At 45.0% G+C, this 24,242-nt stretch carries 27 protein-coding genes; all 27 read left to right on the plus strand.

What is annotated here, in order from left to right; translation table 11 throughout:
* Positions 1–42: 42 nt before the first annotated feature.
* The 27 genes from Q0E49_RS00470 to Q0E49_RS00600 all read left to right on the plus strand — a co-directional run bounded on the left by Q0E49_RS00470 (position 43) and on the right by Q0E49_RS00600 (position 23,599).
* Positions 43–312: a hypothetical protein gene (locus Q0E49_RS00470; protein ID WP_295745389.1), complete on the plus strand. Its 270-nt coding sequence runs from the start codon at positions 43–45 to the stop codon at positions 310–312.
* Positions 309–815: an HNH endonuclease signature motif containing protein gene (locus Q0E49_RS00475; protein WP_295745392.1), complete on the plus strand. Its 507-nt coding sequence runs from the start codon at positions 309–311 to the stop codon at positions 813–815. The genes Q0E49_RS00470 and Q0E49_RS00475 overlap by 4 nt, the downstream gene beginning before the upstream one ends.
* A gap of 176 nt (positions 816–991) precedes the next feature.
* A complete protein-coding gene (locus Q0E49_RS00480; RefSeq protein WP_295745395.1) occupies positions 992–1,519 on the plus strand; it encodes a phage terminase small subunit P27 family in 528 nt (175 codons plus the stop codon).
* A complete protein-coding gene (locus tag Q0E49_RS00485) occupies positions 1,519–3,444 on the plus strand; it encodes a terminase TerL endonuclease subunit (protein ID WP_295745397.1) in 1,926 nt (641 codons plus the stop codon). Before Q0E49_RS00480 ends, Q0E49_RS00485 begins: the two co-directional genes overlap by 1 nt.
* A gap of 13 nt (positions 3,445–3,457) precedes the next feature.
* Entirely contained in the window at positions 3,458–3,679 is a 222-nt protein-coding gene (locus Q0E49_RS00490) for a hypothetical protein (protein WP_295745400.1), read from the plus strand.
* Positions 3,679–4,881, plus strand: coding sequence for a phage portal protein (locus Q0E49_RS00495; protein WP_295745405.1), 1,203 nt, complete (start codon positions 3,679–3,681; stop codon positions 4,879–4,881). The genes Q0E49_RS00490 and Q0E49_RS00495 overlap by 1 nt, the downstream gene beginning before the upstream one ends.
* Positions 4,850–6,778, plus strand: coding sequence for a phage major capsid protein (locus tag Q0E49_RS00500; protein ID WP_295745408.1), 1,929 nt, complete (start codon positions 4,850–4,852; stop codon positions 6,776–6,778). Before Q0E49_RS00495 ends, Q0E49_RS00500 begins: the two co-directional genes overlap by 32 nt.
* A gap of 29 nt (positions 6,779–6,807) precedes the next feature.
* A complete protein-coding gene (locus Q0E49_RS00505; RefSeq protein ID WP_295745410.1) occupies positions 6,808–7,137 on the plus strand; it encodes a head-tail connector protein in 330 nt (109 codons plus the stop codon).
* Entirely contained in the window at positions 7,115–7,486 is a 372-nt protein-coding gene (locus tag Q0E49_RS00510; protein ID WP_295745413.1) for a phage head closure protein, read from the plus strand. The genes Q0E49_RS00505 and Q0E49_RS00510 overlap by 23 nt, the downstream gene beginning before the upstream one ends.
* Complete coding sequence (locus Q0E49_RS00515) at positions 7,479–7,919, plus strand: HK97-gp10 family putative phage morphogenesis protein (RefSeq protein ID WP_295745415.1); 441 nt, start codon at positions 7,479–7,481, stop codon at positions 7,917–7,919. The genes Q0E49_RS00510 and Q0E49_RS00515 overlap by 8 nt, the downstream gene beginning before the upstream one ends.
* Before the next feature lie 2 nt (positions 7,920–7,921).
* Positions 7,922–8,314, plus strand: coding sequence for a DUF806 family protein (locus tag Q0E49_RS00520; protein ID WP_295745417.1), 393 nt, complete (start codon positions 7,922–7,924; stop codon positions 8,312–8,314).
* 35 nt (positions 8,315–8,349) lie between these two features.
* On the plus strand, positions 8,350–9,087 hold the full coding sequence (locus Q0E49_RS00525) for a phage tail protein (RefSeq protein ID WP_295745419.1): 738 nt from the start codon (positions 8,350–8,352) through the stop codon (positions 9,085–9,087).
* A gap of 44 nt (positions 9,088–9,131) precedes the next feature.
* On the plus strand, positions 9,132–9,542 hold the full coding sequence (locus Q0E49_RS00530) for a phage tail tube assembly chaperone (protein ID WP_295745422.1): 411 nt from the start codon (positions 9,132–9,134) through the stop codon (positions 9,540–9,542).
* A gap of 248 nt (positions 9,543–9,790) precedes the next feature.
* Entirely contained in the window at positions 9,791–14,161 is a 4,371-nt protein-coding gene (locus Q0E49_RS00535; protein ID WP_295745425.1) for a tape measure protein, read from the plus strand.
* Positions 14,162–14,172: 11 nt separating this feature from the next.
* Positions 14,173–15,027: a phage tail family protein gene (locus tag Q0E49_RS00540; RefSeq protein ID WP_295745427.1), complete on the plus strand. Its 855-nt coding sequence runs from the start codon at positions 14,173–14,175 to the stop codon at positions 15,025–15,027.
* The gene (locus tag Q0E49_RS00545; protein WP_295745430.1) at positions 15,024–16,766 is read left to right on the plus strand and encodes a phage tail protein; all 1,743 of its coding nucleotides are present in this window, start codon (positions 15,024–15,026) and stop codon (positions 16,764–16,766) included. The genes Q0E49_RS00540 and Q0E49_RS00545 overlap by 4 nt, the downstream gene beginning before the upstream one ends.
* Positions 16,744–18,195 carry a GH25 family lysozyme gene (locus Q0E49_RS00550; RefSeq protein WP_295745432.1) on the plus strand — a complete coding sequence of 484 codons (1,452 nt, stop codon included), beginning with the start codon at positions 16,744–16,746 and terminating at the stop codon, positions 18,193–18,195. Before Q0E49_RS00545 ends, Q0E49_RS00550 begins: the two co-directional genes overlap by 23 nt.
* Before the next feature lie 13 nt (positions 18,196–18,208).
* Positions 18,209–18,457, plus strand: a complete 249-nt coding sequence (locus Q0E49_RS00555; RefSeq protein ID WP_295745434.1) for a hypothetical protein — start codon at positions 18,209–18,211, stop codon at positions 18,455–18,457.
* Complete coding sequence (locus Q0E49_RS00560) at positions 18,457–19,584, plus strand: phage baseplate upper protein (RefSeq protein ID WP_295745437.1); 1,128 nt, start codon at positions 18,457–18,459, stop codon at positions 19,582–19,584. Before Q0E49_RS00555 ends, Q0E49_RS00560 begins: the two co-directional genes overlap by 1 nt.
* 144 nt (positions 19,585–19,728) lie before the next feature.
* On the plus strand, positions 19,729–20,037 hold the full coding sequence (locus tag Q0E49_RS00565) for a hypothetical protein (RefSeq protein WP_295745440.1): 309 nt from the start codon (positions 19,729–19,731) through the stop codon (positions 20,035–20,037).
* Between the two features lie 45 nt (positions 20,038–20,082).
* The gene (locus tag Q0E49_RS00570; protein ID WP_295745444.1) at positions 20,083–20,538 is read left to right on the plus strand and encodes a hypothetical protein; all 456 of its coding nucleotides are present in this window, start codon (positions 20,083–20,085) and stop codon (positions 20,536–20,538) included.
* 49 nt (positions 20,539–20,587) lie between these two features.
* Positions 20,588–21,076, plus strand: coding sequence for a hypothetical protein (locus Q0E49_RS00575; RefSeq protein WP_295745447.1), 489 nt, complete (start codon positions 20,588–20,590; stop codon positions 21,074–21,076).
* An 18-nt stretch (positions 21,077–21,094) separates the two neighbouring features.
* Positions 21,095–21,511 carry a hypothetical protein gene (locus Q0E49_RS00580; protein ID WP_295745450.1) on the plus strand — a complete coding sequence of 139 codons (417 nt, stop codon included), beginning with the start codon at positions 21,095–21,097 and terminating at the stop codon, positions 21,509–21,511.
* A gap of 2 nt (positions 21,512–21,513) precedes the next feature.
* On the plus strand, positions 21,514–21,648 hold the full coding sequence (locus Q0E49_RS00585) for an XkdX family protein (RefSeq protein ID WP_295745451.1): 135 nt from the start codon (positions 21,514–21,516) through the stop codon (positions 21,646–21,648).
* Between the two features lie 101 nt (positions 21,649–21,749).
* Complete coding sequence (locus Q0E49_RS00590; RefSeq protein ID WP_295745454.1) at positions 21,750–22,076, plus strand: hypothetical protein; 327 nt, start codon at positions 21,750–21,752, stop codon at positions 22,074–22,076.
* Complete coding sequence (locus tag Q0E49_RS00595; RefSeq protein WP_295745457.1) at positions 22,057–22,506, plus strand: hypothetical protein; 450 nt, start codon at positions 22,057–22,059, stop codon at positions 22,504–22,506. The genes Q0E49_RS00590 and Q0E49_RS00595 overlap by 20 nt, the downstream gene beginning before the upstream one ends.
* On the plus strand, positions 22,499–23,599 hold the full coding sequence (locus Q0E49_RS00600; RefSeq protein ID WP_295745459.1) for a LysM peptidoglycan-binding domain-containing protein: 1,101 nt from the start codon (positions 22,499–22,501) through the stop codon (positions 23,597–23,599). The genes Q0E49_RS00595 and Q0E49_RS00600 overlap by 8 nt, the downstream gene beginning before the upstream one ends.
* The last annotated feature ends 643 nt before the right edge of the window (positions 23,600–24,242 follow it).

The following is a 24,242-nucleotide window of genomic DNA, read 5'->3' on the forward strand; positions in this document are numbered from 1 at the left end:
GTGTTATATTGATAGTGTCGAAAAGTAATGAGGCGATAGCTTATGGCTGTCGCCTTTTTTAGTGGAGTGATTTACATGCAACGAATCAACGTCTATAAGATTCATAGCCAGCAAGCGCTCAAGGATAAGATTGAAGAACTGCGGGAGCAAGGGCAGCATCCATTTAGCGTGGCACGAACCATCGGGGATGATAGTGATTGGCATGGCGATCCAACTTATCTGCTGGATCCGCCAATCGGTTACTCAACACGGCCAGCCGATGCTATCCAGCAGTATGTATCTCAGTACAACATCATTGAGGTTAAGTCATGAGGACACATGAATGTTGGAAACGTGGTTGTCATGTTTTGTGTCGTCCTGGACATGACTATTGTCCCAAGCATGAAGCAGAACATCAGCAAGAACGACTCGCTGCTCTGAAACGGTTTAAGCAAAGCAAGGCATATCAGCAGTACAACAAGAACCGTTATCGTAAGTACAATGCTGAACAACGTGATCCTGAAGCCAATGTTTTCTACCAATCTAATCGTTGGGCGAAGACACGCGACTTCATCAAGATTAGAGATATGATGATCGATGGTGCGACTGGTCGAGTGTTAGCTGACCATGACTACATTGTTGACCACATCGTGCCACGAAGGCTTTGTAAAGATCCTTTTGATCCAAACAACCTTTGGCTGCTGAGCCGCAAGGAACATTATCGCAAAACGCAGATTGAAGAACGGATTGCCAGCCAGTCACATGGTGACATCAAGCTGCGGCATATCGATAAAAAAATTTGGATCAAATGGTTGAACGAAAAACAAAAAAATTAATCAAACATCCCCCGCCCCGGTGCCTCCGAAAAAAGCACCACAGCCAACTCCATGTAACTAATGGACGGCGGCAGAAAAAATTAGTTTTAGGGGAGGGGGGTCCATAAAAATTGAAAATGGTTGAATACCGCTGAAATTCAGCGGATTCGGCCATTTTGCGTTAAGGGGGTGACAAGATGGGACGTAAAAACAAGATTACCGATAGCAGAAAAGCCAAAAAGTATCAACGCGACCGGACTAAGCAGCTAAAAAAGGTGACTGACGGTTGGGATGGCTTGCAAAAGACACCGCCGCGTTATCTCAGCAAGACTGGTGCCCGGCTATATCGTCAATTGTGGCTCCTGTTGCAAGATACACAGGTCGTCAAGCAAGCCGATCATTCCGTTGTGGAAGCGTTAGTCGTTCAAATGGAGCTTGCACGAATGGCTTATGCCGACATTCAAGAGAACGGGATCCAATCTGCCATCTATCAAACCCCTGTATCACCAACCGGTGAGATGGGTGAAAAGGAATTTGTTGGTTTTCGGAAGAATCCAGCGGTCAATACGTTATCGGATTCAACACAAAAAATTAAACAGCTATCTGCTGAATTGGGATTAACACCAGAGTCGCGGGCTTCGTTACTAAATATGACGAAACCAGATGATGAAGGGGATCCAATGGCCCAGATTGCGGCAATGTTAAACGGTAAGGGGGATAAGTAATGGCAGAATATGACTTTACAGATTCCAGTAACCTTGCCGCTGACGTGGTGAAGGCTTACCGACATGAGAAAAGCGCTGGTAGCTATGACCATATCTTTCATACCTATAATGACCCGGCTACTGTTTACGCTATTAAATGCTTAGAAGGCGACTTTCTATCATCGAATATGATGAAGCTAGACAGCTTTCGCCATTTGCAGGACTTGGTGCGGTCAGAGACTGATCCAGACTTCCCTTATCATTACGATCTGGACAAGTGTCGGGTAATTTTGAACTTTGCGCGCCTTGTCCCTGATGTCTCAACGGGTAATCCATTGCCGCTTATGTTGTGGCAACAGAAAATTCTCTGCACAATGCAGGGATGGCGTAACAAGGATGACAACAAACGGTTTGACCGGGTGATTGTCAGTGTGGCGCGGACCAACGGGAAGACTTATCTTTCTAACATTATTTTGGCCTTTGCTTACATCATCGAATCGGCGGGTAAAACCAACCAGGACTTGGCCTACATTGCTCCAGTTACTCAGCAAGCTAAAAAGGGCTTTGCCTATGTGAAGACGACCTTTAATTACTTGTCTGAGCAACCAGGATTCAAGCAGCTGTTCAAACAGGATGCTGTGGCAGTCCTGAACGACAACGTGATTTCCCGTAAATCGCAAAACGTCATTCTCCGGTTGTCTCATGAATCCGGGCATTTCGATAGTCGGCACTTCGTTTCGGCGATCCTAGATGAATCGGGGTCCAATGGGGCACATGGGTCAACAGCTGCCATTGGGAAGATCAGAGAAAACGTTGGTAAGGTCACTTCGGGGATGATTCAGACTCCCAATCACCAACTATTCCAGATTTCCACTGCTTATCCCGATAGTAACTCTTACTTCTACCAAGACGAGCGGATGATGGAACGGGCGATGCGTCAAGACAACAACCGTGATCTTGATACCTATGCTTGCATGGTCTGGGAACAAGACGATGTGAAAGAAACGGAACAGCCTGATACCTGGGAGAAGTCGAATCCTTTACTGACATTGAGCGCAAAAAAGCACGACCTGATGATTAAGTCGATGTTGTCCGAACGGGACACCAAGATGAACTCCGGATCGCTAGCTGAGTTTCAAAATAAGAACCTCAACATGTGGCTGGCTACTAAGCAGAACACCTACTTACACCTGGATGATATCAACAATGCGGTGGTTAAACGGCCGCCAATTGATATCGACGGGCGCGATTGCTTTATTGGTTTTGACAAGTCGCAGTTTGCCGATGATACAGCGGTTGCCTTCATCTTCCCGTATCTCGACGGGAATGAGCACCGTTGGTTCGTCATGCAGCATACTTGGGTGCCATTAGCTCATGCGCAGAACTCCGTGACCGTCAAAGAGAAGATGGATGGGGTTAACTACCGACAAGCTGCTGATTTAGGCTTTGCCGACATCACCAAAGATCGCTTCGGATATATCGATGATGAAGTGGTCTTTAAGTGGATCCTGGCATTTGTCGGTAAACATCATTTAAAGGTTCAAGCCTTCTGCTTTGACGCTTGGCACTCCGAAGAACGGGTTAACTTGTGGATCGATCAAAAGACCGACTGGTTAACGATTCCAGTGCGGCAGGGGACATTGACTCTGAACCAACCAACGGTTGAATTTCGCCGTGCGATCGGTTCAGAACAGATCAAGTGGCTTGATGATCCGTTGATTCAGTATTCTTTCAAGAACGCCATCTTGTTGCAGGATAATAACGGGGTCAAGGTCGATAAGAACCTACGTACTGCGAAGATTGATATTGTCGACGCGACGATTGATGCCTTTTTCCGGGCCCAATACGCTTTCGATGACATCAATCTGGATAAAGACAGCAAGGATGCCTTTGCAGGAATGACCAAGCAACAGCTGGAAGACTATTGGAACCACTTCACCTTTTAAGGAGGCAAAGACTATGAAGACTTATTTACTTAGTTTAGGCATTATCATTATCACTTTAAGCTGTATTACTGGTGTGGGTTGGGGACTGTACCTTATTCTGCGCGCGCTATTTGCATGGTCGGCAATTGTTGGCGGCATTGTATTAGGTATAGTAGTCATTTATTTTGCTGTTTCAATTCTTCTTGGACTTTCCAAAGCAATCGACCGTTATAACGCGAACCAAGGTGATAAATAATGCATCTACCGAACCCACTGCATTTTATTCAACGTAATCGCTATTTAAACAGCAGTACTAGTCATTTCATGGTGGTTGGTAATGGCAAAATCATTACCACGCAATCGGTTGATCCACAGGAAGCCATGAAGAACTCAGATGTCTTTGCGGTGATTAATCGGATCAGTTCAGACATCGCTGCCTGCAGTTTTTCAGCGCCACAATATGAATCCTTGTTGAAAGATCCCTTTAACCTGATGAACCCTTACGCCGGATGGCAAGAGATTATGGTGCAGTTGCTGCTGTACGGTAATTCGTATGTGGTCATGCACCAAAATCCCAAGACTCATCAAGTTGCTGCATTAGAACCAGTGCCTAGCGACAACGTGACGCTGGAACTCACTAATGACGCTAAGGACATTATTTATCACGTTCAATACAACGATGAACGCGAAAATGTTGATTATATGAGTGCTCAGATGCTGCATTTTAAGTTAGTTGCGCCGGGGATGTCAGACAACCAGTACGTGGGGATTAGCCCTTTACAATCATTGGTTCCAGAACTAGGAATCCAAGACCAATCCCACAAACTGATGTTAGCTAGCCTGAAACACGCGATTGCACCAACCAGTCTTTATGAGACCCCATCTGCTTTGACAGAACCGGGGGCTAAAGAGAAGATTCGGGAGCAGTTTGAAAAAGCCAATACGGGTGATAATGCCGGTAAATTGTTAGTGATGGATGCGGGAGCTAAGTTATCCACGATTGATGTGACACCTAACATTGACAAGCTCCTCCAAAATGCTAACTTCTCACAGACCCAGATTGCGAAGGCATTTGGGATTCCAGATAGCTATTTGAACGGGCAAGGGGATCAGCAGTCCAGTATTGAGATGATCCGCTCAATTTATCAGAATGCTTTGACGATGTACATCCGTCCATTGGAATCTGAACTGTCTTATAAACTAGGAACTCCAGTTAAGCTCAACATCGCTGACACGATCGATGTGGATGGTCAACAACTGGTTGATAACGTCCAGAACCTGGTTAAGAATGGCGTACTAACTCCACGCCAAGCCCTGGGGATGATGATTGCTCGTGACGTGATGCCTGGACTGACAGTCACGGACGATGACATTAATCAGTTAAACCAAGCACAAGCGAAAAATTCAATGAAAGGAGGTGATACTAATGCCGAAGATCAAAACGAAAACGGCGCATGATATTCGTACCTTTTCAATTCATGATTTGACTATCTCACGTGACACCTCATCAGGTGGTCGACAAATCAGTGGGTATGCGGTGATGTTTAATGAACCCTCCAAACCATTACCATTTACGGAATATATCCAACCAGATGCATTTAAAGATGTTGACTTTTCTGAAGTTCAATTACTTTATGCACATGACTATGACAACATTCTGGCGCGGGTCGATAGCAGCACTTTATCTCTCAAGGTAGATGATAAAGGGCTGTTTTTTTCTGCCCAAATTCCGGATACCACACTGGGTAATGACGTGTATGAGAACGTCGCAAACGGCAATTTGAAAGGATTGTCGTTCAGCGCAGATATCGCACCAAATGGTGATGACTGGGACACACAAGATGATGGCACTGTAATCCATACGATTACACAGTTTGCTCATCTATTTGAGATTTCACTGACGTCGATTCCGGCCTACACCGAAACCAGCGTTCAAGTGTCACGAGACTATAAGGAGGTACTCAGAGACATGAATAACGACAACGATAAATCTTCAACCACTCAACCAGCTGATGGGTTGAGCAAAGAAGAAGTTCTTAGTTTTTTAACAAAGCTGTTAGGCGAAAAGCAAGGTAGTCAAGGCGGCAACAGTAATGCTTCTGACGATCAAAAGCCAGCTGATAATGCTCAGCGTGCCGATGACCCTAAGAAGGATGATGATACGTCAGATCCAGCACCAGAAGAAAAACCTGCAGCAAACCAAACGGCTGAAAAGCCTACAAATCCAGCACCCGCCCCGACTTCTAATCCTGCACCTGCAGCAAAACCTGCAGATAATCCAGCTCCAGCTGCTAACACTGATTCAGGTGACAGCGACACTGGAGATGATAGCAAGAAGAAGCAACCAGTATCACGGGATGCAAATCCAACAGAAAAAGAGGTAAACAAAATGGATATCACGCCAAAGAATCAAGATAAGAAAAACACTGTCGTCCGTGACTTTGCTAACTTTCTGAAGACTGGCCAAGTCGCAGATAGCATTCGTCGGGATACCACTGGTGTCGGTTTGTCAGATGGTTCAGTAATTATTCCTGAAACCATTCTGACGCCAGAACATGAGCAGCACCAATTCCCACGTCTAGGATCATTAGTACGAACGATTAAGGTTTCGACTACTACTGGTAAGCTGCCAGTATTCCAAACTTCTGACGACAAGCTGTCGCTGCACACTGAATTTACTCCGTCGCAACGACACGAAGCACCAAAGATTGTTCCAATTAATTGGGATCTTAAAACTTACACCGGTAACTATCCTTTCTCACAAGATCTGATTTCTGACAGCTCATACAACTGGGAGTCAGAACTGCGTGAGCGGCTTCAAGAGCTGAAGGACAACACAAACGATTCACTAATCATGGGTCAATTGACCAATGGCGTGAACGCTGTGAAGTCGACCGATTTAATTAAGGACATGAAGACGACCTTAAACGTTACTCTGAAGCCACAAGATTCAGCAGCTGCTACGATCGTACTTAGTCAGTCAGCTTTTAATGAACTGGATCAGATGAACGATAAGGAAGGTCGTCCACTAGTTCAACCAGATGTTACTAAGGCCACTGGCAAGTCGATCCTGGGCAAGACAGCAGTTGTGGTCGATGACTTATTGTTCCCATCTGCAAAGGCCGGTGACACTAACGTCATTATTTCGCCACTTCAAAAGTCAATCATTAACTTCCAGAACAATGAAATTACTGGTCAGTTCCAGGATAGCTATGACATCTGGTACAAGCTTTTAGGTATCTACTTGCGTGAAGACGTTGTTCAAGCACGTAAGGACCTGATTACTCTGATTACTACAACTACTGCTACCCAGAAGGCAGCATCCGAACCAGCTGCACCGGCATCTGGCAAGTAAACATCAAGAACTGAGAGGAGGTGACACGATTGGCAGAAATTAACACCATAGATAGCCTGGTTAATGAAGCGATGGCCGAACTTAACTTAGATGATGTGGGAACTACGAAACAAACCATTCAATCATTAGTCGTCCAGTCCATTGAAATCGTTAAGCATTCGGTCAACTCAAAGATCGATACCGATAAGTATCTACAAGATGAATTATTTAAACGGGCCGTTCTAACAATGACCACGCAGCTGTTCTATGATCGAACACTTGAGAGTGGAATGAGCCTGGGTTTTCAAATGCTAGTCGTTCACCTGCAAGCTGAGTATGGATTGGAGGGATCAGACGATGGCAATGCCAAGAACAGTTAAGTATCAACCATACTTGTTCAATTCGGTTGCTGAATTTGGGGATGTTAAGTCCACGACTAATCGCCACACAGGCATGCAAGTGCCACAGTTTATTCGTAAGTTCTCCCTTCACGTCTATCCGCAAAAAACTACGCTGAATCGTCTGTTTGCTCAATTTGGTACCCAGTATCAGGACTCCATTACGCTGGTCATCAAACATAATCCAGCAGTTCATGACAAGTTAAAGGTTAAGTACCAGGGAACGCTGTATAAGATCATCAATATTTCGGTTGATGATTCCGCCAACTACCAGACCTATGATTTTCTGTCACTTCAGAAATTAGAAAGGACGGGGAATGCCAATGGCTGAGTTTGATGACCAAGTGAACGCCTTTTTAAAGCAGGTTAAGCGATTGGTTCCTAATCAGGAAACTAAGCGTCAGATGACACGGGCTGGTGCCCAGGTCTTGTCAAAGGGATTAGCCGAAGATACTAGGTCGAAGCACTACGATGCTAATCATCAAGTGCCCAAACGTCTGCGTGGACGAGTCAAGCACCTGGCCGATTCTGTTGATTACACCGATACTACTTTGGACGGTTTAGTTGATGGAACTTCAACGGTCGGTTTTAAAGGCACCCAGACAACGGGTGTCAATCATGGTCGCATTGCCCGTTTCCTAAATGATGGGACTAAAAAGATGCACGGCGACCACTTTGTAGAGCATTCACGTGAAGATCACGCCAATACAATGTTCCATAAGATGGCTGATGTTTATCATAAGTCAGTGAAGGAAGGGAAGTAACAATGGACCTTCCAGTTAATCAAGCAGCTGATCTAATTAAAGCGGCCCACTTTTCGTGGATCGCTGACGATCATATTTTTACAACGTCTATTCCTGATGAGTTTGTCAATGACACTTCTCAGACCGTGATGCGGATTGACGAGTATCAGAACCAACCATCGGGTTATGCTAATCGACGTTTTAACACGATGGAAATCGGGGTTGAAGTTCAGATCTACTATGCAGCTGATGCGGATTTTGATATCCAATCAGCTGAGATTGCTTTGCAGCGTTGGTTTAAGAACCATCGTTGGGAAGTAGCAATCTCACGCGAACATTCTTTTGACCCCGACACGGATCAACTGACTAAAACGATTTATTTTGTCAAAACTGAATTTTTAAAGGCGACCGATTAGTCGTCTTTTTTTATTGGAAAAAGGAGGAAAAAACTATGGCTAAAAAGATGGGTGCTAGCTTTACCGGTATCGATTACGTCGCCTTTGGGATTATCGATGGCGATACTGGCAAGCTAGTTGCTGATAAGGATAAGGGCCTATCCGCTGACGGGGTTGTGATCGTCGATGGGGATGGGCAAGGTGCTACAACCGCCAATATCACTCAATTGGGTGCTACGGGTGCTGATCAGTACGCTAACAACAAGCTGAAGCGGATTGCTTATGGTCTGCAACGGCCACAGCTCGCATTGACCATGCTGGACATGCCATTTGACATTGCTCAGAAGATCAAGGGTTATGTTTCAGATGGCAAAGGTGGCTATGTACTGGGAAAGATTCGACCACATGTGGCTGTCCTGGTTGCCAGTGAAGACTACTGGGGCAACATGGTCTTTGATGCTTTTGCCAATTCTAGCGTTGATGAAACGGCTCACAATCACGGGACTGATAATCAAAACGAAGTTGACTACAATGCTGCACTGACGATTCAAGCCTTGAATCCAATTGACGATAATGTATTTATCGACCCAGATACTGGTACACAACGTGCTTACAAGCAGTTCCAATCAGGGGATGACGGATTCACTTATGATGCAATGCTGAGTGAAGTCTTTGGTGGTTACAAAGATACTAACAAGCAGTTTGCAAATCACGGCAAGACTGCCGCAACTTATGATCCAACTAACCAGTCACACACTTCTGGGACTGGTCAGGATACTACCCCAGTTTCCTAATTAATATAGCGGTTTAGATTCTAATTTTTTTGGAGGGATTTCGAATGAAGATTAAAGCAAATGCAATGGGCTTTCAAAAACCTTTCACGGTTAAGCCATCTGTAAAGAAGTACAAGCTTGCTAACAAGATGCTTATCAAGGTGCTTAAAATGCAAGCTCTGTTCACTAAAGCAGATGCAATTAAGCCATCAGACGATCACTATGTGGATGCCATTACTGACATTCTGGAAAGCGAAGATCAGTTTATGGACGATGGCATGAAGTTTTTACAGGAAACTTTCCGCTTGAACGATAAGCAGATGGAAGTGGTCGAAAGCCACTTAACTGACAGCAATTCTCTTGCTGATTACATCAGTTATGTGATCCAACGTGTTAAGGGTGCTTCAGATCAGCAAATCGAAGCTGATGAAAAACGGACCCGCCAAGAACGAAAGAATCAAGACCCAAAAAAATAGTTGGTGACCTGTTCCAGGCAATTGATGATACCAAACAAGAACAGGAAGACATCGAATACTTTGAACAGCAATTATTGTTTAACAGCGGGGTTTTGCCGTCTCAAATAGAAGATGAGGATATGGTTGAACTGCTTAAAGTTCGGTCTGCTCGCAGTCGTGATGATCGGCCAATGTCTAGTGCTGAAGCTCACGCAAAACTGCGAAGTATGTAACCTTGCCGGGAATCTTTGAGGAAAGGAGGTAAGCACATGGCAAATTCAAACGACATTCAAGCCTTGATGTCGACCAAAATTAGTGTCGATTCTGCACAAGCAAGTGACAACGTCACTCGATTGACGAACGGCTTTAAAGAGCTGACTTCCAGTTGGAAGGCGGAACAGGCAGTTGCTAAGGCTAACGGGGATGTTGTTAAAGCTGCTGAAGTTCGGTATAAAGGATTATCCGACACACTAGATGTTCAAAAGCTCAAGCTGGAACAGTTACAGACTCGTCGCCGGGCTTTAAAGTCTGAGATGGAATCATCGGCAGTGGTCACTAAAGACCAAACTGATGAGATGAAGGTCTTAGACCGTCAACTTGGATCCACAGCTCGTAGTGTTGCCAGCCTGTCTAAGCAACAGGAACGCGCTAAACACAGTTTTGAGTATGTTTCTTCAGGACTCAAGGAACTGAGAAACGAATACTATACCAATAACCGGGCAATTGACGCTAATGTTGCGAAGTTGGAAGCACAAGGCCACAGTGCTGAAGCCCAGAAGGCTAAGTTAGCTGGTCTACGTGAGTCACTGCAAAACCTGTCAAAGCAAGAGAGTGCTGCTCAAAAACTAGCTGAGAAGGCTGCTGATTCTGAAGGCAAACAGTCCAACATTTATTTGCGCCGGAAGACTGACCTGGACAAAGTTTCGCGATCAATTGCTGAAACTAAAAACCAGATCAAGTCAATGGAGTCCACCATGCAGAGCAACACCGGCTGGTCGAAATTCCATCGTGATCTTTTCGGAGTATCTCGTGCGGAAAAACAGGTAGTCGACAATGGACACCGGATTCGTGATATTTTCACCGGGGCTTTTCTCAGCAACCTTGCGACTAGTGCATTAACGACGTTGCAAACGCACTTAACCGGGATCATCAAAACCGGGTACAAGGTTGCATTAGCTGGTCGTGAAATTCAAGCTCGTTGGTCTAACTTAGGGGTTTCTAACAACGGTGTTCAACGGTTGACTAAGGAAATGGCCGATCTGAAGGCTAACAGTAATATGTCGGCTGACTCAGTTACAGCGTTGCAAATGCGCTTCTATGACTTAACAGGTCACTCAATTCCGCAGACGATGAAGCTAACTAAGGGTGTTGCATCACTGACTGATACACTCCACTTGTCATCTGAACAGACGGAGAGCTTTAGTCGGACACTGACCCGAGTCGAATCGGCTGGTAAGGTTACTCAACAGAGCTTAGGACGAATTGAACGAGCTGCACCTGGTTTTTCAACTGCCTTACAGCGGGCCAGTGGAATGAGTCGGAAGTCATTTGACCAACTAGTTCAATCTGGGAAGATGACTAGTAGCCAGTTCAACGACATTTTGGCTAAGGCGTCAAAAGACTACGGTAAAAACGCTAAGTACTTTAACAATACTTATGATGGGGCAATGCACCATCTAAGTGAAACATGGAAGAGTACTCAGCGGACGATTGCACGACCGTTGATGAACGTTGCAACGGCAGGATTGCAAAGTTTGGACAAGGTTTTGTCTAACAAAAACATTCAGAATGCCTTAAACGGCGTTGCGCAGGCTGTTGCACATGTTGCTGACGGGGCAGCTAAGGTTCTAACTAAGCAAAATATCACTGGAATGGCAGAAGTAGCCATTTCTTTGACGAAAATTGCCGAAATCATGCTGAAGACCGTGTGGAACACGTTCTCCGGCATTATTTTGGGTATTGCTAAAGCATTTCATCTTGCTGGTAAAGGTAGTAAGACTGCTAAGAGTGGAATAAAAGTCTTTGGGGATGCAATGGAAGGCATTGCCAAACATCAGAAGGCGATTGAGGGGATCACTAAAGCCCTCATCGCCCTTTTTGCGATCAAGAAAACCGTTAAGCTGATTAATGACCTGAACGCTTTTCGCCGGAGCGTAATAGCTGCGGCTCGTCACGTTAAAGTGTTGGGCAAGGATTTATTATCTCTGCCAAAAGACACTAAAACCCGAGTCGTTGCTATGACGCAACAAGCAAAAGTGCGGATTCAAAAACTAGGTTCATCGATCAAGAAGGTAACCAAGTTTGTTAGGGTGAAAATTGGTGCAGCGACTACGGCCGCTCGTAATGGTGTTCGCAAGGTGGGCGCTGCAGTCAAAAGATTGCCAAAGAAGGTGAAAGTTGTTGCGACTGCAGCAACTCGTTCGGCTCAAGCCAACATTCGCAAAGTTGGATCAGCAGCTAAATCGGCAGCTAGGACCACCAAGAATGCGTTTGTGGAAACTGGACAAGTTATTGGATCAGTAACAAGATCGTTTGCTTCTAAAAGCAAAATTGCTTTTCTTCAAATCGGACAAAGCGCTAGGACTCTTGGTACTACGCTGAAAATGGCCTTTATGAGTAATCCATTTGGAGTAATCATGACGGCCATTAGTACTTTGATTGCTGCTTTTCAATGGCTTTATGACAACGATAAGCCTTTCAGAAAATGGGTTGATGGAATCAAAAAAGGTTTAGTCAAGACACTGAATGGCGCTTTTGGTAAAGCTGTTAAATTCATTACTGGCTTTGGTAAAAGCGTCGCTAGAATTTTCAATTCACTTGGCAAAACATTTGATAGATTCCAAAAGAACGTTAAGAAGCGCCATATTCAGTCGGAAAAGGAATGGGATAAACACAATCGTTCTTTACAAAAGTCCCTTTCTCGCGCTGGGAAAAACATGGCAAAACAAGCTAGTCGTGATGGCAAGACTATCTGGCAACAGATGACCCGTTGGGGCGGTCAAGGTAGTAAAAAGATTAGCCGCCAATTTGACTGGTTAAGCCGGCAGACCCAAAAGCAAACCCGACAGATGTTCCGTCGCCACCGTCAAGTATTCCAATCAGGATATAAGGTCCTTCAAGATCGTACACGAACCTGGCACGATGTCATGACTGGTCATTGGGATCGTTTATCTCGCGATACACAACGTACATCTCGTGATATGAGTCGGTATCACCATGCGATCTTCCGAGACATGTACAACCGGTTGAACGACCTCACTGATGGTCGGCTGGGCGATATGGTTAAGTCTTGGCAATCTAAGATGGGCAATATTGGCGATACAGTCGCTAATGCAAAGAAGTCCATACATGATCACTTTGTTGACTTAGTTCGTGGAATCATTCAGCCGTTTAACGATATGCTGGAGGACTTACATAAAGGTATCAACTGGGTTTTGGAAAAGGTCGGTGCTTCCAAGATTGGTGGCACCTGGTCGGTTCCAATGCCTAGCTATGCTGTGGGTACTCCTGGTACTCATCCGGGCGGATTAGCAAAGGTCAATGATGCACCTACCAGTCACTACCGAGAACTTTATCGTCTGCCAAACGGCAAGATGGGGATGTTCCCGGCTGTCCGGAATATGGTGGTTCCTTTACCAGCTGGTACGTCGGTATTAGATGGGGAACGAAGCTATCAGCTGTCACGAATGATGGGGATCATTCCTCATTACGCTGATGGGACGTTGGATGCCGTTGGTAACTTCTTTGGAAATCTTAAAGATGATGCTGAGAATTTCCTGGATAATACAGAAAAGTTCTTGGCACACCCAATCCAATTTATGGAGTCTGTTTTCAATAAATTTGTTAAGGTATCTACACCTGTCCAGTTTGCTACTGATTTGGTACAACACGTACCTGTATTTATTGCTAAGAACATGGTGAACTGGGTTAAAAAGCAATTGGAAGTCATGGCTAATCCTGGCGGTTCTGGGGTTGCCCGTTGGCGTCCATATGTCCGGCGTGCTTTAGCTATGTTGCATTTGTCTTCGAGTCTCGTTGATAAGGTTTTAAGACAAATTAAGACAGAATCAGGTGGCAATCCTCTTGCTCGTCAACCAGGTGCTGACCCTGATGGTGACGGCTCAGGACCTGCATTAGGTCTAATGCAAACTAAGATGGGTACTTTCAATGCGTACAAGCTACCTGGGCATGGCAACTTATGGAACGGCTTTGATGATATTCTTGCTGGATTGAACTATGCCTTACATCGTTATGGACCAAGTTTATCCGCTTTAGGTAATGGTCATGGGTATGCCAATGGTGGAGAAATTACAACTCATGGTCTGTATGAAATTGCCGAACGCAACAAGCCAGAATTCATTATTCCGACTGACATTACGCGACGCGATCGTGCTTACCAGTTATTAGGTCAGTTGATGACTCGCTTTAAAGCTGACGATCCACGCATTAGTACTTTAGGATCAGGTAATGACAACCTAAAGAACGTTGAAAAGAAGATGGATACCATGATTGGTTTGCTATCTGAATTATTAGGCAGTGGCAATGCAACTGTCCAAGCCATTAAGAATCAAGGCAGCTTAGATGTAAAGCGCCTTTACAAGCGCCAAGCACTAGATGCCTCAATGCGTGCTTTTAGCTAGGAGGTGGATGCATGAAACCATTTTTTAAAGTCAAAATCAGTAGCGGGGATGAATTCGATATCACGGATAAGATTCCTGGTTTATCCTATTTAGGGCTAGATGATGGATCATCATCTCCGCAGTTTACTAATGCTTATCAAGACGCGTCCGGTCGAGACGGGTCTATTTTTATAGGACGAACTTTTGCTAAGCGGACTTTCAACGAAAGATTCTTGTTGTCATTTCGGAATTGGACTGATTATCAACTTGCTAAGCACCACATTTATAAGATCTTTGGTACAAGGCAGTTGACTAGGGTCAGAACCGATACCAATAGTGCCAAAGTTTACTTCGGATATGCGACGCCTTTTGATATTGCACCAACTGAGGCCGGATCATCCTTTGCTAACTTTACAATTCCGTTTGAAGTGCCCTCCGGATATCGCTACAGCTTGTACCGCAGTGATAGTCCTTACACCTTCAAACAGAATGGTTGGCAAATGGGGATGAACTTACCGCTGCATCCGGGGAATACTGGTTATCACTTTATGACTGACCAGTTCAAGGTGTACAACGCTTCTGACATTGATGTTGATCCTTATTATCAGAACCACGACTTACAGATGATTATCCGTTTTACGGGTAGTTCGCTAAAAGTCCACAACAAGACCACTGATACCACATGGACTTATAACGAGAGTTCTGATAACAGTCATAAGATTGTTTGGGATGGACGTTTGTTGACGACTTACTTGGATGATCAACAAGCTAATGGGAAAACAGACTTTGGCTATATCAAATTAGCCACTGGCTGGAATGATATTGAGTGTACTGGAGCAGATAATCTCGATGTCACTTTTAGTTTTCCATTTATCTATCTGTCATGAGTAAGACACTTACGACCCCACTTAAGGTGTTGAAACCAAAGAGCGGTGCTTTTAATCCGCTAAAGGCTTCGTCACAGGATACGCTGGCAGTGCTCCAGTCTGTTTTAAGCGACTCTGTGTCCGTTGAGTGGGAAGTTAACTCAAACTACCAAGCCAGCTTTACTGCCTTTGATGACGGCAGTGAAGCTTTTAATTTGCTGCAGGTACAGAATATGATTGAAATTGAAGGTCAATGGTTTGTCATTAAGCAATTACAGTCGGACTATTCAGCTGGTATTACGACTGTGCAGGTTAGTCTGACGCATATTTCTAATGAGCTATCTCGATTTAGAGTCTATAGCGACGATATTGACTGGGGAGATATAGAGCATAGCGGCGGGAGTGGTAATCCATCAACAACCGTTCCAAACGATGATAATAGTGATCAGCAAATATCTGTCACACCTGATGCATTGTTGAAGTGGATTTCAACAAACAACTCTTATGGGGTCACTTATCAGATCATCGGTAACTTCCAAGCAGTCAACGTCACTAATCCATATACCTCAATGTCATACAAGGATATGATTGATCACATCCTTGAGTATTGGCCCGGCACGGTATTTTTCCCAGATAATTTGAATCTGCGGTTTTATACCAACGAAGCTTTTTATCAGAATCATGGACATCGTATTGATTACTTGCACGACACTTCCGAAATCTCGCTAACTTACGACAGCACGAACATGATTAATGGCGCGCGTTTAGTTGGCGCGACGTATACGCAGGATACCTCTACGGATACTGGTTTACCCAATGGCGCTGCAGGTAAAGGTGCTGCCGCAGTTCAAGCAGACGCTCGTAAGTATCTCGGTGTTCCATATGTTTGGGGCGGTGCTGGTGGTGCTCGTGGTGGTAACCCGATGTCAGGGATGGATTGCTCATCCTTTGTGAGTCAAGTCTACAAGGACTTTGGGATTAATATCCCAGCCTACACAGTTTCGATGGAAGCCTATGGTCATGAGGTCAGTTCACCACAAACGGGTGACATGGGATTCTACGGTTCTCACGGAAGTAGCTATCACATCACTTTAGCTTTAGATGGCTCAAACATGATTTTTGAACCTCAGCTGGGCGAAGTATGTAAGGAAGAACCAATTAGCTGGTATCCACCGTCATGGTGGGAACGTAACGATGATATGGCTAAGGTAGTTGGTGATGGTGGAGATGATGGAACTGATGCCACCACTACTGACAGCAAGGAACTGTACTACTTTCCGCCATTCTGGTATCAAGATGATGACAGCATAAAGCGTTGGGGTCCCTTCGACGGAGATGACATCACTTCTGACACAATCCAAGACAAAGAAGCGATGAAGTCTTATGCAGAGACACAATTTAAGCCCAACCCGGACTTATCGATTGAGGCCACCCTGGATCCAAAAGATCAGCCAACTCCTCAGCCAGTCGCACGGCCGATTGCCGGAGATGTGGTCCGTGTCGCTGTACTGCCCAAGAATTGGATCACCACAGTCAATCTAGTTGGATTTACCTGGTATCCAAGATCGAACAGCACACAAACCACGATCAGCTATAACTCCAATGCTAAGAACATCCTAGACTTCGATAACTCAACCACGTCTAACGCTGGGAGTGCTCGTCAACGTGAACAAGTAGTTGTCAATGAAGCTACCAATTCTGGTCGTGAGACGTGGACAGAAAGTGAGGTGCAGCAGTATGACACAAGCCAACGTGGTTGATGTTTCTGAATACCAACCAAGAACCATTGATTTTGAAGATTTGAAAAACAATGGTGTTAAGGCAGTGATTGTCCGGCTAGGTCATGGGACCACGCAGGATAAGAATGCTGCTAGTCACCTCACTAGAGCTAAACAGGCTGGTCTGTTCGTACATGGTTATCACTATTACGAAGGCGTAGATGGTGAAGTTTCCTGGTCAATCAAGAACGCTCATGACTTAGGTCTATTTACCAATGCTTATTATTTCCTAGACATAGAAGGGAAGATCACTGGTAGTTGGCCTGGTATTTTTCGCGGTTTTTATCGTAATTGGCTTCAAGCTGGCTACCGCACGGGATTGTACTGCTCACTGAGTAAGTACAGTCTTTTTAGCAACAAAGAGTTAACCAGTAATAATGTCTACCGGTGGATCGCTGATTGGGATGTTGACCAGGCACCTAGCCAGGCAGATGTCTGGCAATTTAACTGTTCAACAGGGCTTGGCCAGTATCAAGACAAGTTAGATAAAGATGTTGATCTAACTGGACATCTTATTGAGCAACAAGAAACACCAAGTACTGTAACTGATCCTGATGGTGATTATCCACTCAAAACCGGAGCATTTGTCGACTTTGATTTTTCTACCACATCACTTAGCGGTGGGAAGATGCTAGTGGCTTCACCAGACGGAATCAATAAGATACCAAAGCTGGATCCAAAAGGCGACTTTCTATTTGGTAAAAGAGATTATCAACATATCTGGGACCATATTAAAGCCAATATCGACTTGCCAAGTGTAGCCAATTTAGTGACACAGGATGATTTAAAAAAGATTGAGTTAACGCCCGGACCACAGGGACCACCTGGCAAAGGCGGTGCACCAGGACCCGCAGGACCGAAGGGTGATGTTGGTGAAACCGGGCCAGCTGGTCCCAAAGGTGACGCAGGCCCTCAAGGACCACAAGGGGAGCCTGGCCCAATTGGTCCTCAAGGCAAGACAGGCGCTGATGGTCCAGTAGGTCCACGTGGTCCACAGGGACTACCAGGACAAAAGGGTGATCCAGGTCCACAAGGAACCCCAGGGCCACAGGGGCCAAAGGGAGACAAAGGTGATCGTGGACCGCAAGGACCTCCTGGCCAAGATGCGACGATTGTCATTGATTCAACTTCACAAAACACAAACAAAAAGCCTTCCGAATACTCGGAGGGCTTTTATCGTGAAATAAAGTCAATGTCAGTCATGGGCATTAACCGTTCGCAACTGGCATCTGATGCTCAAGATGGTAATACTGCGCTGGTGTTGACCTACTCATATGGCGGTTTTGCCCGTCAAACAGTGATGGTCATAGATAGTCAACGGCCCATGACTTATAAGCGTAATGGCAACGGTGACCGGTGGTTCCCGTGGGAAGTCGTCACAACCACTGGTGGCGATTGGCTACAAGGATAGCGAGGCGATTTAAGTGAAATTACATACTACTGATCTATCCGATGATCTAGATGATAAGTTTTGGAACCAACTCGTCGAAAACTTTTTGATAATTGAAAAGAATTCCAATCGAGGTAATTCAGACGATGGCGAAAATTCGATTGATGATAAGTTCAAAGCTCTGGAATCAAGAATCAATCACATATCATCAGCTGGGATTGATCAGTTAGCTTTAGAGAATGCAGTTGAAGATGTACTTCGTAGAAAGGAGGTAATTAGCTAATGGAACAGTTAACATTTCATATCAATCATGACCGACGCGGTATTCAAGGAACACTAGATAGTGATGTCTTCAATATCGATTGGGCTGACAACAAATACCAATGGATTGAGGCTCGCCAGTATGATTCGGGAATGCGTCAAGCAATCGTTAAGATCTTAACCGGGGATGGTAGCAAGAGCGATCCTTTTATCCCGATGGATTTAACAGGTATTAACCCGGTTCTTGAGGGTGTGCTACCTGACGGAAAGCATCGGATCTTTGATTCAAAGAGTGCGACTATGCTGGATGCAACAGGCGGAGAATTTCGTTATGATTTCCCAGCCCAAGCTTTCGCAGTCGCTGGATCATATAAACAAATCTTTTTCCGTTTAATGAAGAATGGACAATCGGTGGCCACACTGGAATTTAGCATGGATGTCATGGCCGATAAGGTTATTTCCGGATTAATTCCGAGTGACTACATCACGCCATTCAACGACTTATATAGTCAGCTTGAAACCATCGTTAAGAATGCTGGCGGCGACCTCGATAAGTTCAAGGCTGATTGGGACGCTAAGCTGCAAGAACTGGTGTCCAAGTACGGCAAGGACTTTGACAGTCTGCAAGAAATCATTACTCGTCTGCAAGATCGAATTACCGATATTGCGGCGCAGGTCAAGGCTAACAACGTGGTCACTCTGCCAATGCTGAGTAAGTATGCCGGTTGTCCAGTGATGATTGGTGTTGCTCACCTGGAACTGGGCACGGGACCGGACGGCTTCCCGGACATGTATCCGTCAGTTCATGCTTACATCGGTAAGTATGGTGCTGGTCTGGGTGGCGCGGGGACAACGCCGGCTGGTGGTTCGGCGGTTTATGACGTCAACGTCCGGGCCGTTCGGAACGAGCCAACGGAGATTGAGATTTATGTTTCGCCAGAAAACATTACCGGCTTTATGCAGGACTTCGACATGACGGACCCAGACGCTACCTTTGGTGGAGCCTTTGCCTACATCTACTCTGGCATTTATACGCTAGAAGTCGAATTCAAGGGTGCAAAGGTCGTTAAGTTCGATGTCGACAGCACCTTCAAAACCAAGTTTACTGACGAAAAGACATCTGCTACTACTCCAGCAGCAGGAAAATAAGAAAGGAAGATGAACGATGGATTTAAAAAAGTTATTGATGGAACATAGCGAGCTCCAATGGGATCAAAAGTGGAATCTTCTGGTTAACGTAGTCGCACAAGCGTTCGGGGGGGGACAGTAACCCACGTTGATAACCCGCTTGTATTGACTAATGGAGTAACGTGCGAAAGTAATGATGCTTACTATATCCCGTTTAATGGTGGGAAACTGGTATTCTTGTCTGTCAATGGTCTTACCATTCCGAGTGATATTCGTAAAACTTGGATGCCGCAAATCGGGATCATTGCACGAAGTCTGACGCCAGTTGCTTTAGCGACAACGAATATCAAATATGATGAGCAAGTGTTCTTAGGCAGTGATGGTACTGTCGCATATATTTGGCACAATACTACTATTAATAATTCCGATACAAAAGGTTATAACCTTGATGTGATGTATTTTGCGGGGGAGTAGTCATGCGCTGCTCCCCTTTGCACTTGAAAGGAGAACAATATAACTATGGCAACTCTTAAACATATTCCACATTCATACCTGCAATGGGACGAAATCTATAATAATAATCTTGATGAACTAGACGCACGTAGTACCGCAAATGGGGGGGGTATCATACCCACTGTTGTTAGTGACAGTATAATCTGGATGAACGGTGTTACCAGCCACGACTGTAAGGTTGAGTATTATCAACTGTCAGGAAAAAAACGAGTCCACATAATGGCAAGTTCTGTCATTATTAAGGCACCAAAAGATGGTCAGAGTAATAACGGATTAACCGTCGGTCGGCTACCGCAAAGCCTTGCACCAGCAATTAATACTTTCGTGCCTATGAGTGACGCTTGGACATTTGAAGTATTAGCGGACGGAACATTAAAGGTTTGGACTAACGTTAGCGGCCGCGATAAGGTCGATATTCCTGCTGGTTCTACCACGCTTAATTTCGATTACGAAACAAACTAATAGGGGACAGCTATGAGGCTGTCCCTTTTGCATGAAAGGAGAACGTCTCATGGCAAACAACAAGGAACTTGTGTTACAAATTATTAATCATGGTGAACTGAACAGTGATAGCAAAACAAATGGCAATTTTCAAAGTGTAAAAGATTTTGTTCTAAATAATTTGGAACCGAATTTGTCATATGAAATCTATGATCACTCAAAAATCTTATTGCTTAATGGTGCAAGTGACGCTTGGGCTATTGTGATTAAGGCAGAAAACTTTTTGATCGTTAACTATGCCATTATGGTTGACCAAACTCAGCCAGCAAGTAAATGGATTGACTTCGCCAAATTGCCAGCAAGTGCTGTCAAAGGATTTTCAAAAGTTGACAATCTTACCGGTCTTAATGACGAAAATGCGATGAACGCTGACACAAAAGCTTGGCGCCTGGTTACAGTTAACTCTCAAATTGATTCAGATGGAACAATTCGAGCTTTTCTATATGGCACTGATAAGTGGTCATTTGCTTATCACGGAACCATGATTTTTCATAATTAAAATAGGAGGAGAATTTAAATGAGCAAACGAGTATTCGGCTGGGATGCTGACGGCCTACTTAACTTCTGGGATGTCGTTCCTGACGACTATCAGCTTCAATCCAACCAAACTTTTGACGACCCAACAACCGCTGGTGGCAACGGCGCACGGCTCTTAAACCGTTTGGTCAAGCGGGTTGCTGGTAATTGGCAACCGCTGACGGATGAAGAACTAGCCGCTTATCAGGCCGCCCAGCAAAAACTGCGGCCAAAGATTAACGTGCAACCGCAGGGTCCTTCTGCTGAACAACAGATGATTAATCTGCTCGGTAAGACCCAGATGACGCAAAGTGGGAAGATTGATGCCAACACGGCTGATATCAAACAGGTAAAGCAGATGATTAATTTCATCGGTAAGCAACAAATGGCAAGCAACAAAGAAAATGGAGGTAACTAATCATGGTTCAAAACGATTTTGATTTTGTAAAGACAATTTACTCATGGGGTATGGGCATCGAAGACTACGTTAAGGGCGGTGCAATCACCGCTGACCAGTACAAGCAGATCACCGGCAAGGACTACGTGGCGGCCTAAGTAAGACGTGCTCGCCATAGAAATGCACAATACATAATGAATAAGCTCACGGGAACTCTCGTGGGCTTTTCTTATGGGCGGGCGCTAAAAGAGGTGATCGAATGAATTGGAATTGGTTAATTACACGACACACCCTCTTTAGTCTTGGTTGGGACGAATGGGCCTCAATTTTTGCAATTCTAACTACGATTGTGATTGTCGTTACTTGGCTGGCAAAGAAGATTAAGAAAGATTTCTTAGGTGAAACCAACACTCAATTAAAGATACTTAACCACAACATGGAAGTGAAGAACCAGCATGACGCAAAGGTCGATAAACGGCTCAATGAAGGCCACGAGAAGTTCATGCGTCATGACTTTACACTGAAAGACCACGAAAAACGTATTAAGAGATTGGAGGACGACGAGTATGACAACAAACATCATTAATGCAATTCCGGAATACGTGATGACTGCCGTTGTGTCAGCGGTCATTATTTTTGTTATTCGGGCGGTTCACACGTACGTTCACAACAAGGCGCTGACGGCGAAGACTGCTCATGCTAAGCAACTGTGGTCCTTCATGGATCAGGTTGCTGATACGGCAGTAGCTTCACTGGTCAGTGCGGATAAGACAGGCGATCAAAAGTTCACTGCGGCAACGGCGATTGTGCAAGACGCACTGACTAAGCAGGGGTTCACGACTGTCGATGTCAAGGCGATTGAAGCGGCTGTCCAAGCGGCTTATGAGAAGTCACCACTGACACCTAACAGCACTCAACATTTGGTGCCTTATCCTTATGAAGGCAAGGAAGCTGTTATTACTCCAGCTGGAAAAGCAGTTGCGATTGATCCAAAGAAAGGTGATAAGAATGCGTAAGCAATTTATTGATGTATCAAGCTACCAGGAAGACACTAAGGAGTTTTTTCAAGCCGCTAAAAATCAAGGAGCTGAAGGCGTCGTCGTCAAGCTGACTGAAGGGTCAGAAGACGGCTCTAACTACGTCAACCCGAAGGCGGCGGCTCAGATCCGCAACGCCCTGGCAGTCGGGCTTCCGGTATCTTGCTACCACTTTGCCCGGTACACTTCGGTACCGGATGCACAGAACGAAGCACGGTTTTTCGTTAAAGTGGCCCGTCAAATGGGCATGGATGACACCACTCTGATGATTTCTGACGCAGAAGTTCACAGTGCTGCTGACTATCAAGCAGCTACGCTGGCCTTCCTTCAAGAAGCTGAAGCGCTGGGTTACAAACGTACTGGCGTTTACTCCATGAAGTCGTTCTTTACAGGTGGTATCCTTAATTCTCAAGGCTTTGGCAATCGTCCAAAGTGGGTAGCCGGCTATGGTGTCACTAGTCTTGGTATCGACAACGCGGCCGCTTGGCAGTTCACCGATCACGGCATTATGGGAATTGATACCAGCTATGACTTTACGGGCGCTTTCACTTCGACAGGCGCGGGTGGCACAGTACCAACTGTAGAAGTACCAAAACCACAACCAGTACAACACGTTGGCCATCCGGCAACTGGTACGTACACTGTCCAACCAGGTGATACACTATCTGGAATTGCGGATAAGTTTGGTACTACTTATCAGACACTGGCCGCCATCAACGGCATTGGTGATCCAAACAGGATTTTCCCAGGCCAAGTCCTCAAGGTAACTGGTCAAGCATCACCGCAGAACACGTACTATGTTCAAGCTGGCGACACCTTGAGTGGTATTGCTGCTAAGTTTGGCACGACTGTCTCGGCACTGGTTCAAGCCAACAACATCAGCAATCCGAACGTCATTTATGTTGGGCAGAAGATTATCTTAGGTGGTTCTTCGTCCGTTTACACGGTCAAGAGCGGTGACACATTGTCTGGTATCGCGTCAGCACATGGCACAACCTGGCAAGCATTGGCTCAAAAGAATGGATTATCTAATCCCAATATGATTTATGTTGGACAAACAATTTGCTTATAACATATAGACAACCCGATCAGCTTCGTGCTGGTCGGGTCTTTTTTGTTATACTATTATTGGAAGTGATATGGATGAAAAACATTAGTCAGTTGATTTGTCCTAAGCTAACTGCAAAGTATCATCAAGAAGCTAACAGTTTGGGGTTATCTGGTCACGCTTGTGAGAAGTACGTAAAAACTTGTCAGAATACACCACATTTTCAAATGTGCAAGATATGGGATAGCTTTATTAAGATGATCGAAGCTTTTCGCAATGGCTGGTAATTACTTTTACAGTTTTTCTTAGCCCTTTTCAGTTTTTATAATTTGGGCCACAAATAGGCCACAAAGAGTTGACAATATCCCATGATATCAGCGCTCGAGCGTACTTTTTAAACGCCTGTTTGGGGCACTAATGAGGGAATCTGAGAAGATTTCCTCTTTTTTGTTGTTTTCAGACAATACTCAGAAACGCTGCTTTATCAGTATTGACGGTGTAATTAAAAATAATGACGGGAAGCCGGCAAGATCAAGAATGAACAACAAAAATTAAAGATGATACACAATTTGCACACGTTTGATTGTCATTGTTGGTTGTCAATTTGTTGACAATACCGGTGAATGTTGTTGGTAAGACTAACAAATCAGTTTGAATGGTCCTGACC

Origin of the sequence: uncultured Limosilactobacillus sp. (genome assembly GCF_934202235.1) — a bacterium.
Classification (GTDB): domain Bacteria; phylum Bacillota; class Bacilli; order Lactobacillales; family Lactobacillaceae; genus Limosilactobacillus.